The organism is Shimia litoralis, from assembly GCF_005518135.1.
GTDB lineage: Bacteria > Pseudomonadota > Alphaproteobacteria > Rhodobacterales > Rhodobacteraceae > Shimia_E > Shimia_E litoralis.
The window spans coordinates 21263-34019 of record NZ_SULI01000028.1 but is presented as its reverse complement, the minus strand read 5'-3'; the positions used below and the strand labels follow the sequence as shown (position 1 = coordinate 34019).

The 12757-nt window shown below is 54.5% G+C and carries 11 protein-coding genes; 6 read left to right on the top strand and 5 right to left on the bottom strand.

Annotated elements, in window-relative coordinates; all coding sequences use genetic code 11:
- Positions 1-437 precede the first annotated feature (437 nt).
- Positions 438-950 (top strand): DUF3576 domain-containing protein, encoded by a 513-nt coding sequence (locus FAP39_RS15545; protein ID WP_138017309.1) that lies wholly within the window; start codon positions 438-440, stop codon positions 948-950.
- Positions 951-968: 18 nt separating this feature from the next.
- Here FAP39_RS15545 and FAP39_RS15540 read toward each other — a convergent pair whose 3' ends face one another.
- Positions 969-2228, bottom strand: a complete 1260-nt coding sequence (locus FAP39_RS15540; protein WP_138017308.1) for a glycosyltransferase family 4 protein — start codon at positions 2226-2228, stop codon at positions 969-971.
- 173 nt (positions 2229-2401) lie between these two features.
- Between FAP39_RS15540 and leuS the strand changes: the two genes are divergently transcribed.
- The 4 genes from leuS to FAP39_RS15520 are packed head-to-tail and all read left to right on the top strand — an operon-like array spanning position 2402 to position 7118.
- Positions 2402-4978: a leucine--tRNA ligase gene (leuS, locus tag FAP39_RS15535; protein ID WP_138017307.1), complete on the top strand. Its 2577-nt coding sequence runs from the start codon at positions 2402-2404 to the stop codon at positions 4976-4978.
- Entirely contained in the window at positions 4965-5453 is a 489-nt protein-coding gene (gene lptE, locus FAP39_RS15530; protein WP_138017306.1) for an LPS assembly lipoprotein LptE, read from the top strand. The genes leuS and lptE overlap by 14 nt, the downstream gene beginning before the upstream one ends.
- Positions 5450-6475 carry a DNA polymerase III subunit delta gene (gene holA, locus FAP39_RS15525; RefSeq protein ID WP_138017305.1) on the top strand — a complete coding sequence of 342 codons (1026 nt, stop codon included), beginning with the start codon at positions 5450-5452 and terminating at the stop codon, positions 6473-6475. The genes lptE and holA overlap by 4 nt, the downstream gene beginning before the upstream one ends.
- A gap of 58 nt (positions 6476-6533) precedes the next feature.
- Positions 6534-7118 carry a glutathione S-transferase family protein gene (locus tag FAP39_RS15520; protein ID WP_138017304.1) on the top strand — a complete coding sequence of 195 codons (585 nt, stop codon included), beginning with the start codon at positions 6534-6536 and terminating at the stop codon, positions 7116-7118.
- Here the strand turns inward: FAP39_RS15520 and FAP39_RS15515 are convergent, their stop codons facing one another.
- From FAP39_RS15515 to FAP39_RS15500, 4 genes are all read right to left on the bottom strand, one after another.
- Positions 7119-8285 carry a TIGR03862 family flavoprotein gene (locus tag FAP39_RS15515; RefSeq protein ID WP_138017303.1) on the bottom strand — a complete coding sequence of 389 codons (1167 nt, stop codon included), beginning with the start codon at positions 8283-8285 and terminating at the stop codon, positions 7119-7121.
- Positions 8282-9601 (bottom strand): mechanosensitive ion channel family protein, encoded by a 1320-nt coding sequence (locus FAP39_RS15510; protein WP_138017302.1) that lies wholly within the window; start codon positions 9599-9601, stop codon positions 8282-8284. Before FAP39_RS15510 ends, FAP39_RS15515 begins: the two co-directional genes overlap by 4 nt.
- Positions 9602-9674: 73 nt before the next feature.
- On the bottom strand, positions 9675-10286 hold the full coding sequence (locus FAP39_RS15505) for an enoyl-CoA hydratase/isomerase family protein (RefSeq protein WP_138017301.1): 612 nt from the start codon (positions 10284-10286) through the stop codon (positions 9675-9677).
- Complete coding sequence (locus FAP39_RS15500; protein ID WP_138017300.1) at positions 10283-11035, bottom strand: SDR family oxidoreductase; 753 nt, start codon at positions 11033-11035, stop codon at positions 10283-10285. Before FAP39_RS15500 ends, FAP39_RS15505 begins: the two co-directional genes overlap by 4 nt.
- A 131-nt stretch (positions 11036-11166) precedes the next feature.
- Here FAP39_RS15500 and FAP39_RS15495 point away from each other — a divergent pair, with 131 nt between their 5' ends.
- Positions 11167-12657 carry a DUF2125 domain-containing protein gene (locus FAP39_RS15495; protein WP_138017299.1) on the top strand — a complete coding sequence of 497 codons (1491 nt, stop codon included), beginning with the start codon at positions 11167-11169 and terminating at the stop codon, positions 12655-12657.
- Positions 12658-12757 lie beyond the last annotated feature (100 nt).

Genomic DNA, 12757 nt, shown 5'->3' with positions numbered 1-12757 from the left:
GGCCGTAGCCGCCGAAGGTTACGTCTGCAGCAGCAACACCAGCGGTTGCAACAAGAGCAGTCGTAGCAAAAAGGATATTTTTCATTGTTTTGTTCTCGTATGTCGAAATCGTTATCATGATCGTAAACTCGATAGCTTGGTAATCTGCGATAGCACCTTAACAAGCAGCCCGATCTATTCTTCGCCTACACTCAACGATCCACCCCCTCTACTTCAAGCATTAAGACAGCTTTGGGCTAAAGCAGGCGTCGTATTGAGGCTTTCCCGCAACAGCTAAATGTCGGGCTTATGGCATACCTGCGAGATATTCGCGAAACTTCGGGCGGTGATCTGTACCAGCAAATGCGGCATCTACGCGTAAAGGGATCAACACTACCCCTTGCTCAACGCTGCCCTGTTGGCTAGGACAGTAGCAAAGCTGGAAGCTGGGCAGAGATATGAAGCACAAAAGCGTTTTTGGAATCATTGCGGTTTTGACCGTGGCTATGGCTTTGTCCGGATGTACCCGCAAGAAGGCGTCGGTTTCCGGGGATGCCCAAGGGTATCTTGAACGCACGGACGTCGGGAACCCCGTCGAAAGCATGCAGATCAACGGCTCAAAAACAGGCTCGACAATCTGGGATATCTTCAAAGACGACAACTCGGATATCACGGTACGTGTGAACAAATATATCTGGGCTGCATCCTTAGAAGTGCTTGATTTTCTTCCGGTTCAAACAGTTGACCCATTCTCGGGCGTGATCGTTACAGGGTATGGCGTACCACCCGGGGGTGGTCGTTCTTATCGTGCCACCGTCTATGTACGTGATCCTTCGCTAGACGCCCGTTCGCTTCATGTTGCGATGCAAACAAAAGGCGGCTCACCCGTTGCCGCCGGTACGGTCCAGGCCGTCGAGGATGCGATTCTGACACGTGCGCGCCAATTGCGCATTGCTGACGGCAAGCTCTAATACCGCCTTATAACGGCGCTAGAACGTAACCTGACCCGGCTCCATGTCGGCAAGCTTCGCGATCCAGTCTAGTTGCTTGGGCAAACAGACATTTTGCAAATCATACGTTTCCTTAGCGAAATTTCGCCCAGCCAACCCCAAAGTCTTGGCCATCTCAGGGTTTTCAAGAACCTTACAGACCTCTGAAACCAATGCATCTGCATCAAAAAATGGAAACAGGCGACCCGTTTGGCCATGCGAAATCGCTTCTTTTAGAGGGGCCGTATCACTGGCGATGATGGGTACCCCTGCACTCATGGCCTCGATCAGGGACCAACTTAGGACAAACGGATACGTCAAATACACATGCGCCTTGCTAATCTGTAGCAGAGACAAGAAACGGTCATATGGAATGCGTCCCGCAAAATGCACGCGTGCCCAGTCTGCATCTGAAATCCGCCCGCGCACCTCGTTGATATAAATTTGCTTCCACGATTGGCCCGCAGGTGGTTTTGCTCCATAGCTCACTTCATCCCCACCGACCAAAACAACCTGTGCTTTGGGGCGCTCTTGCAAAAGCTGAGGCAGGGCACGCATGAACACGTGGTATCCGCGATACGGCTCCAAATTTCGGTTTACAAATGTAATTACCTCGTCGCGGCGCGACAGCGATAAATTCGGATTCACCTTGAACTGAGCACCCGCATTTGGCGTCACGATACCCGTATCGATGCCATCATGAATGATGCTGATGCGTTTCTGAAATTCCTCGGGAAAGGTACTTGCCTGAAACTTTGTTGGACTGATCCCCAAATCACCGACTTGCAGATGCAGCATATTGTTGATGTTCTTCATCCGCAGCCGCAAACGATCCAGCTCTGGCGCTTTGCGAGGAAACTCGGGATCAAAGCTCAGTTCGCTTTCCGAAGCTTGATAGAACAGCTCGTAATACAGTCCGATTCGCGCCGTTGGCCAGACATCGCGCAAAAACATTGATTCCCCCCAGCCGGGGTGCGCCACAATGATATCTGGCGTAAATCCCTGATCCTTGAGGTGCATCGCAGCCCGGTAACATGACTCGGCACGCAACATCTTTGTCTCAAAATCGACCAGCCACGCATGCAGCCCCTGCGCTGACTTTCCCTTGATTGTGTATGGGATCAGTTTGACCCCCCGCCAAACCGCCGGTTTTTTGACGCGCAGCGTGAGCGCAGCACATGTGTGCCCTTGTGCAGCCAACGCAGGCGCCAGATGCTTGTATTGGCCGGGAAAGTTTTGATGGATGAATAGAATATTCATGTCGTCTGCCTGCGCGTTTTCTGCTTTTGATCTTGTATATCGCAATTCTTCACGCTGCCTAGCGTCGCATTTTTGCATTTTGCCACGTCTCGCCCCTAGACCAAAGGCCCTATGGCGCTTATCACCGCCTGCAAAATGCTGCACAGTCCAAACGTTTAGAAAGGTGCTGTTCCATGACGCGCTACTCCGCCGCCGAGATCGAATCCAAATGGCAAGAAGCCTGGGACAAGGCCAACACGTTCAAAGCCGAGCGCGATGAAACACGCCCGAAATACTATGTCTTGGAAATGTTTCCCTACCCTTCGGGCAAGCTGCATATGGGGCACGTGCGCAACTATACGATGGGCGACGTGATCGCGCGCTATAAAATGTCGACAGGTCACAACGTGCTGCACCCGATGGGGTTTGATGCCTTTGGAATGCCTGCGGAAAACGCCGCGATGGCCATTGGCGGCCACCCCAAGGATTGGACATATAGCAACATCGACACGATGGTCGAACAGATGAAGCCGCTGGGCCTGTCGCTGGACTGGTCGCGGATGTTTGCCACCTGTGACGTGGAATATTACGGTCAGCAACAGGCGCTGTTCTTGGATATGCTGGACAAAGATTTGGTCTATCGCAAAAACGCCATCGTAAACTGGGATCCGGTCGACATGACCGTTCTGGCCAACGAACAGGTCGAAGGCGGTCGTGGCTGGCGGTCTGGGGCGCTGGTGGAACGCCGCGAACTGACCCAGTGGTTCTTTAAGATTTCGGACATGTCCGAAGACCTGCTGTCGTCCTTGGACGATCTGGAAAACTGGCCTGCCAAGGTGCGCCTGATGCAGGAAAACTGGATCGGCAAGTCGCGCGGACTTCAGTTCGGTTTCGAACGTGTGGACGGCCAAGAGCCGATCACCGTCTACACAACCCGCCCTGATACGTTGATGGGGGCCTCTTTTGTGGGCATTTCCCCCGACCACCCGATTTCTAAAGAGCTGGAACAGAACAACCCCGAGCTGGCTGAATTCCTGACCGAATGCCGCAAAGGTGGCACGACCGAAGAGGCCATCGAGACCGCGCCCAAACTGGGGTATGACACGGGTATTAGCGTCAAACACCCGCTGAACCCCGATTGGGAACTGCCCGTTTGGATCGCCAATTTTATCCTGATGGATTACGGCACAGGTGCGATCTTTGCCTGTCCTGCGCACGACCAACGCGATTTGGATTTCTGCCGCAAGTATGACCTGCCAGTGATCGAAACGTTTCAGTCTCTGGACAACCCAAAGCCCGTTGAAACCGATGCCTTTGTGCCCGCAAAGTCCGAGAAGGTGAAATGGATCAACCATTTTGCCGACCTGGACGAAGCCACGGGCGAAGACGCGATCAACATCACAGTCGACTTTGCCGAAAAGGCCGGTTGGGGACAAGGCGTCACCAAATACCGCCTGCGCGACTGGGGCCTGTCGCGTCAACGCTATTGGGGGTGTCCAATTCCCGTTGTGCATTGTGAAAAATGTGGCGTTGTTCCCGAAAAGAAAGAAAACTTGCCGATCGAATTGCCCTATGACGAAGGCGGCAAGCCGATTGATTTCACCATTCCTGGCAATCCTCTGGACCGTCATCCGACATGGCGCGACTGTGCTTGCCCATCCTGTGGCGGCCCCGGCCAGCGTGAAACCGATACGATGGACACATTTGTAGATTCATCATGGTATTTCGCACGCTTCACAGCCCCCCGTGCAGAGACGCCCACAAATATGGCCGATGCAGAATACTGGATGAACGTAGACCAGTATATTGGCGGCATTGAGCACGCGATTTTGCACCTGCTGTATTCGCGATTCTTTGCCCGCGCTATGAACATCACCGGCCACTTGCCCGAAAAATCCAACGAACCGTTCAACGCCTTGTTCACCCAAGGCATGGTCACCCACGCGATTTACAAGAACGCGGAACGCACTGACGAAAACGGGCGTGCCATCTATCATTATCCGAATGAAGTAGAAGAGCGCGACGGCGGCACCTTTGCCAAGGAAACTGGCGAAAAGATCACGGTGATTCCATCCGCAAAGATGTCCAAGTCGAAAAACAACGTTGTGGACCCGCTGGCGATTATCGACAGCTATGGCGCAGACACCGCGCGTTGGTTCGTGCTGTCTGACTCCCCTCCCGAACGGGACGTAGAGTGGACCGCCTCGGGTGCCGAGGCGTCTTTCAAGCACCTCAACCGCGTGTGGATGCTGTGCGACAAGATTGCGGCCATGAACCCAGACGCAAAAGGACAAGGCGACGACGACCTGCTGCGCGAAACACACAAGGCTATTCGCGACGTCACGCTGGGGATCGAATCCTTTGGCTTTAACGCCGCCATCGCCAAACTGTACGGGTTCACCAATATTTTGGCAAAATCCAAGGCCGGTGCCGCGGCTCAGAAACAAGCCATCAAAACGCTTGCTCAGTTGATGTCGCCGATGACACCGCACCTTGCCGAAGATATCTGGGCGTATCAGGGCGGCGAAGGCCTTGTGACAAACGCGCCTTGGCCCGTGGCCGACGAGGCCATGTTGGTCGAAGCGGATGTCACGCTGCCGATCCAGATCAACGGCAAACGTCGTGGGGAAATCACCGTGCCCAAGGATATGGCCAAAGAAGAAGTTGAAAAACTTGTTCTGGCGCATGATGCTGTGATTCGGACGCTGGATGGGGCCCAGCCCAAAAAACTGATTGTTGTCCCCGGTCGGATTGTAAATGTCGTTGTTTAATCGCCGCTCTGTTCTCTTGATGACCGCAGCCCTCGCGGGGTGCGGTTTTACGCCTGCTTATGGCCCAAGCGGGACAGCGTCGGTATTGATGAACCAAGTCGTGATCGACGAACCGACAGGTAACAACACCTACTTGCTGGTACGTGAACTGGAAGGCCGGCTGGGGCGGGTGAGTTCCGGAAAGTATGGCTTGTCTGTGTCGGTCACCTCAGAGCAACGCAGCATTGCGAAATCAATCAGCGGCGTCACAAGCCGCTATGATGTTCTGGCCACGGCGGATTACGCGCTGCGCGACTTAGACACCAAAGAAGTCCTCACCAGCGGCAAAGTCGATAGCTTCACAGGGTATTCAACGACTGGGTCAACCGTTGCAACACTTGCCGCTGAAACTGACGCCTATGAACGTTTGATGGTGATCCTCGCCGATCAAATTTTGTCAAAACTGGTGATCTTCTCACCAAATCTCGCACAATGAAGCTCTCGGCGCGGGACGCCGCCCAATATTTCTCGAAACCCGATCCGGATCGCACTGGCGTTCTGATCTATGGGCCGGACGCAATGCGGATTGCGCTGAAACGCCAAGAACTGATTGCGGCGCTTGTCGGCCCCAAGGGCGAAGAGGAAATGCGGCTGACGCGCATTCCAGCAGGTGAATTACGCAAAGACCCCGCGCGCCTCGGCGATGCACTCAAGGCGGCAAGCTTCTTCCCCGGACCGCGTGTGGCCTTTGCCGAAGACGCCACAGACACAGCTGCACCCGCGATATTGGCGGCCCTAGAAGACTGGGCCCCCGGGGATGCCCAGCTTGTGGTGACTGCGGGTTCCCTCAAGGCGACATCGAAAATCCGCAAAGCGTTCGAGGCGCACCGGAATGCCTATGCGGTCGGCATCTATAGCGATCCTCCCTCACGCGAAGAAATAGAAGCCGATCTCACGCGCGCCGGACTGCGCGAAGTCGATCGGGACGCCATGACCGATCTGACCAATTTGTCCAAAGAACTGGACCCCGGAGATTTTCGACAAACGATCGAAAAACTCGCGCTCTACAAACTCAGCGATCAGGGGCCTGTGTCGTCTGACGATATTGTAAACTGCGCCCCGACGTCGACCGAAGCCGAACTTGATGATGTCTTGAACATTGTTGCCGAAGGGCGCGCCGCCGAAATTGGTCCTGTGATGCGCAAGCTACAGGCACAAGGTGTCACGCCAGTGTATCTTTGCATCGGAGCGACCCGCCATTTTCGCGCATTGTACACAGCCGCGTCAGATCCCGGAGGCGCAGCGGCAGGCATTGCCCGTATGCGTCCACCCATTTTCGGACCACGGAGGGATCGCATGTTACGCCAAGCTCAGGGCTGGGGGTGTTACAAGCTCGAACAGGCTCTGACCCTACTGACCGACACCGACCTTCAGTTGCGATCAGCGTCGCAACACGCACCTGCTATGGCCTTGGTAGAGCGCATGATGCTGCGGCTCTCGATGCTATCACGCCGATAGGTTCTTGCGATTGGCGATCTGACCTGCAACGTTGCAAAGCAGATACCGGAGAACCAAAATGTATGAAGTAATTGGAAGCAAAACCAGCCGCGCGTTCCGCATTCTATGGGCGCTCGAAGAGTTGGGTGAAGCATATCAATATTCACCAGAAAAACCCCATTCCGAACGCGTCACATCGCTGAACCCGTCAGGTAAGATTCCGATCCTCAAGGATGGTGATACCGCAATACCGGATTCAACGGCGATCCTGACTTATCTCGCTGACAAACACGGCAAGTTGACCTTTCCGGCCGGAACCTTGGATCGCGCCCGGCAAGACGCAGTAACCCATTGCATCCTAGATGAAATTGATGCCGTCTTATGGACCGCGGCACGGCATTCGTTTGCATTGCCAGAAGAGTTACGCGTGCCAAGCGTCAAAGAGTCGTTGAAGTGGGAATATGCCCGCAACATCGATCGTTTGATGCAACGCGTGCAGGGCCCGTTCTTGATTGGCGAGACATTTACAATTGCCGATATCATTTTGACCCATTGCGGGAACTGGGCCTATAGCGCCAAATTCCCAACCGAAAACAAAGAATTCGCGCAATATTGCAAAAACATGCGCGCACGCCCTGCGTTCCAAAGGGTGCGTGATATGTGATCAAGCGCCCCCTTGGGCCACTGATTTTGCCGCGGCTTGCCCTGCCCAGCGCCCTGTCGCAAGGCAGGCCGTAAGCAAATACCCACCCGTTGGCGCCTCCCAATCCAACATCTCACCCGCCGCATACACCCCCGGTTGATTGCGGATCATTAGACTTTCATCCAGCGCATCAAGGCGCAATCCGCCTGCCGTGGAAATTGCCTGATCCAATGGGCGTGGCCCGTCGTGACGGATGGGCAATGCCTTGAGGCATGCCCCCAAATCTTGCGGAAGCGGCCTTGCACATTCTTGCAGCAATGCAATTTTCACCGGCGAGAGCTTAAGTGTTTTGCGCAAATGATTTGCCAAACTCGCCTTGCCACGCGGTCGCGACAGGCGCTCGCGGACCTGCTCTAGGGTCAGATCTGGCAATAAATCCAAGGCCAAGGGGTGGCCTTCGCGCATCCCCCGCGACACGGCATAGACCCCGCCTCCTTCGAGCCCCTCTTGCGAAAGCACAAATTCACCGCGAACTCGTTGGGCCCCAACGCACAGGGCAATCGATTTCACAGGTGTTCCGAAATATTTGGTCATATGCGACGACCAAGGCACCATAAATCCCATATTCGCGGGTTGGAACGGCGCGACCTCTGCGCCAACCCACGTCGCCCACGCACCATCAGAACCAAGCCGCGCCCAGCTCGCACCGCCACACGCCAACACAGTCACGTCAGGGGTAATTGTCTCTTCGCCCAAAGGTGTTTGAAAGCGAAAGCCGTTTTCAAACCCGAGGCAACGCCACCGCGTCCTGATCTCGACGTTTTGGTCAGACAGGCGCGCCAACCATGCGCGCAATAATGGCGAGGCCTTCATCGCGGTCGGAAATACGCGTCCAGAAGAGCCCGTAAAGACTTCCTGCCCCAATTGCTGTGCCCAGTCTGACACCTGATTGGGGCCAAACGCATTTAGCATAGGCCGCAGGAAAGGCGCCGCACCGCCGTAAGCCGCAAGAAAGGTGTCAAAGGGTTCTGACTTGGTCAGATTCAGGCCAGATTTTCCAGCCATCAGAAACTTGCGTGCCACGGTGGGTTTTGCTTCGGTGACGATAACATGCATTCCAGCAGCCGACATTTGATCCGCGGCCATCAGGCCTGCGGGTCCACCACCGATCACGAGACCCAGTGTCATTCCGGCTTGGAAGGAAACGGGCCCTTCATCTCGATCACACGACGCGGATATGGAATTTCAATGTCATTGTCTTTGAGCGCATTCCAGATCCGGAACAAGACATCTGATGTGTATTTATGCCGCCCATCGTCGATGCCATTCACCCAAAACTCGACGGAAAAATCAATGCCACTTTCTCCGAATCCACGCAACTCGCAATCTGGCGGGAACGGGTCACTCAGAACATCGGGGTTCTTCGCAACGGCGGCTTCAACGATCGCAGGAACCGTATTGATGTCTGTGTCATAACTGACCGAGAACGGAGCCTCGTATCTGTTGGCCGATCCGCTGTCAGAATAATTTACCACACGGGTTGTGATGAAATCCTCGTTCGGCACTACAATCCAGCGGCCGTCATATGTCTCGAGAATGGTTGCCCGCGCAGTCATTTTGACGATGGTGCCTGCTTCGCCGCCATCCAGCTCGACATAATCACCCACTGTCGCTTGACCTTCGAGCAACAGGATGACGCCCGAAATAAAGTTTGATGCAATTTTTTGAAGCCCAAACCCAAGCCCAACGCCGATCACACCAGTCAACACCGCCAAGGACGTCAGCGAAATGCCCATAATGTTCATCACCAACAGAAACGCGAGGCCAAAAATTGCGATTTCTGTCGCCTTGGCCGCCAGTTCGCGCATCGCCGGGCGCATCTCTTGCTGGTTCTTGATAAAGCTCGAGGATTGTTCGTTCGACCATCTGCCCAGCCAGAAGATCGCCCCGCCCACGACGATAAATCGCAGTAGGAACAACAATGAAAAAGACAGGTTCCCAAGCGGAAGAACCGTTTGATCAAGTTGGGCCATGACCTCGTCAAGCAACCCGACCGCATAAAGCGCCGCAATCGGCAACAAGAGATACCGCCCAAGCACCTTGAGCATAGGGTCTTGCAAAACTTCGCGCACCAAGATGCGTGCAGCCAAGAACATAAAGACCCGCTTGCCAAAGGCGATCACTTCTCCTGATCCAAAAATCGACCGTGTGACGCCTTCGCCCAACCCCGTAAACGCATAGGCCATCAGCGGTAAAAGCAACGGTGTGAACATTAGGATAAAGCGCCGTATCTTGGCCAGAACGTTGTCTTGGTCCGCAGGTGGTGCGAGGTATTTGCTCAACAAAGGGAGGAGCTTGCGCGTGATGTAAACCGCAACCACATACGCCACGACCAAAAGGCCAAATTGCGTCCACGCGGCTGGGCTTAGAAGCCAGCCCTTGGCAAAATCCCAACCCTGCAGCGCATACGTTTCCGCTGTTAGCAAAATTTCAGTCTGATCCATTTACCCTTGTCCCTCACAATACCGCACACTTGGCCTTACATTGCCAAAACTGCTGAACGCAATCGCATCCCGATCATGCGCACATGTCTTTTATGCCACGCGCAATTTCCGGAGATGCCGCAAGTGTATCCGCTGCAATGTCTCGCGCCACGGGCAACAAATCTTCTGCGGCAACAATCCGATCCACAAGGCCAAAGCCAAGCGCTTCTTGAGCCGGAACTTTCTGCCCACCCATCAAGATCAACTTTGCGCGGCTCGGCCCAATCAGCGCGGCCATCCGCTTGGGATCCGACGGTTGTGGAAGAAACCCAAGTTTCATAACCGGATAGAAAAACTTGGCGTTAGCGACTGATAATCGCAGATCACAAGCCAACGCCATGCCCATGGCCCCACCAGCCAAGGTCCCGTTCAAGGCCGCAATTGTCAGCCCTGGTAATGCGGCAATATTTCCCGACAGCCGTTCCCAGACGTCCGACGTGGCCAAACCCGCGCGCGCTTCATCCAGATCTGCGCCTGCCGAAAAAACCTTGCCAACACCCGTGAACACAAGCCCGCGGGCGTCTTGGGCCGCTTCGGCAATATCCGCCAGCTCGCTCAGCATCGCATGGGTCAGAGAGTTTGCCTTTTCCGGTCGGTTGATCGTGACGATCCACAATCCGGTGTCTTCTTTTTGTAACTCGATCATATCAGGCCCACTTTTCTACGAATGTCTTCATCTCTCAGAGAGATTTCATCGCCCAGCCATATATCTGCCTCGGCGCTGCACATCCAGAGCAAGCAACGTGCTGGCCATTCAGGCGGAATATGATCTGACCAATCAAGTTTGCTGACCGGATTGACGCCAGACGCTTTGATTTCGTGCTGCATTTCGGTGGCCACTGTCCCTGGTGACAACCCGATCGCGCGAACTCCGTTGGTGCGTTCTTCTTTGTCGACACACCGCGTCAGCATATTCACCGCCGCCTTTGACGCGCAATAATGGCTCCATGCTTCGACTGGGCCATGTGCAGCACCGGAACTTATTGTCAGGATAGAGCCACCACCTGCGGACTGCATCACCGGCAGGGCAGCACGCATACCATGATACACGCCCTTGAGATTGATATCGATCACCTGCCCCCACCCCGCCGGATCAGAGTCGGCAAGATGCGAAATTGGCTCGATCATGCCCGCATTGTTAATCAGCACATCCAACCCGCCGAAAGTTTCGACAGTTGCCTTAACGGCGGCTTCGACCTGAGAGAAATCAGCAACATCGCATGTCAGAGCAACGGCTTGCGGGCCAAGCTCGTCTGCTATGGCCTCAATCCGGTCGCGACTGCGCGCCACCAGTGCGACATTTGCACCCGCCTGCACAAATATCCGTGCAGCGCTTTCGCCGATGCCGCGGCTCGCACCCGTAATGAAAACCGTCTTTCCTTGCATTTCAGACATCAAACACTCCTAAAGCGAACATATTGCCCCCAGACCTAGACCGCCTTTCTAAGCAGGTCCAGCGCTTGCCCCTTGACCCTCGGGCCTCAGAGTCCGAAGCTGTTCCCAATTTTTAGAAAGGAAGGGTTCTTATGAAAACCTGGAAAGCATTTGCCGGGGCCACAACATTGGCCGCACTTTTTACCACATCAGCACTGGCCGATGTCACCAATCGCGAGGTTTGGGACAGCTGGCGGACGTATATGGGCAGCACAGGACTTGATATTAGTGCCTCTGAGAACACATCTGGCAACACTCTCACCGTAAGTGATCTGATTCTTTCCATGGCGATCCCCGAAGGCGATGGGTCTGTGACCATGGACATGGGGCAGGTTCAATTCCGTGATCAGGGCGACGGGACAGTTTTGGTGATCTTTGAGCAAAAGATGCCCATCACAGTTCTGCCCAAAGACGGCAATGAAGCCGTAATCGAGATCGACTATACAGGTATGACCTTGGTGGTCTCTGGTGATCCGTCGGAGATGACCTATACCTATAGCGCCGCAGAAATTGGGGCCGAGCTGGTCCAATTGATGACCGATGGTGCCCCATCTGACGACGTGAAAATGGCCTTGAAACTGACCAACATGCAGGGCCGGTCGACCATGGCAATGGATGATCTCACAAAAGTTGCTCAGAAGCTAAGTGCCGAAGGTTTGAACTTTACGCTGTTTGCAAAAGACCCAGACGGCGGGGACGTCGACATGACGGGGTCACTGCAGGGCGTTGAAATGGTCGCAAGCAGCGCTATCCCGTTGATCGAGAATTCGGATGATCCAGTGGCCTTGTTTAACTCTGGGTTCGCGGTGGATGCAGATATTCGCCATAGCGGGTCACAGATGACGATGAACGTCACTGGCGACGATGGCCCATTCAATGCTGATATCTCGTCGGGATCAGGGACTGTTCAGATGACCATGAGCGGTGATCAAATGAGCTATGACGGTACAAACCAAGCCATCACGTTGAACGCCACTGGCGCAGAAATCCCTCTCCCCCTGAACTTTACCATGGAAGAGTTGAGCTATGGCTTTGCGATGCCAATGCTCAAACAAGACGGACAGCAAGATTTCCGTCTGAGCATGACGCTCGGTGCTCTTTCTATCCCTGAAATGCTTTGGGGTATGGCTGATCCGGGCGGGATGCTGTCTCACGAACCTGCAACCGTTTCATTTGACCTCGCAGGCAAGGTCACATTGTTTGCCGATCTCGTGGACGAGCAAGCCATGGAAGAAATGGAAGCACCGGGTGAATTGAACAGCCTGACGTTGAACAGTTTGCTGGTCGAACTTATCGGCGCCAAACTCAGCGGCATGGGCGGTTTCACCTTTGACAATACCGACATGGCAACATTTGATGGCATGCCGCGCCCTGAAGGTGCCATTGATCTGAACCTGAAAGGTGCCAACAAAGTCATTGATACCTTGGTCGAAATGGGTCTCTTGCCAGAAGAGCAAGCCATGACTGGCCGCATGATGATGAGCATGTTTGCTGTGCCAGGCGATGGCCCGGATGATCTGAATTCGCGTTTGGAAATCAATGCTGACGGCCACGTATTGGCCAACGGGCAGCGTATCCAGTAACCCGCTTCACAATTGATTTGGGGCCGTTGCACTGGCGTGCGGCGGCCCTTTTCATATTCCTGCCCTTGCGTGAAACGAAGCCGCAGTTTACCTCAGGAGA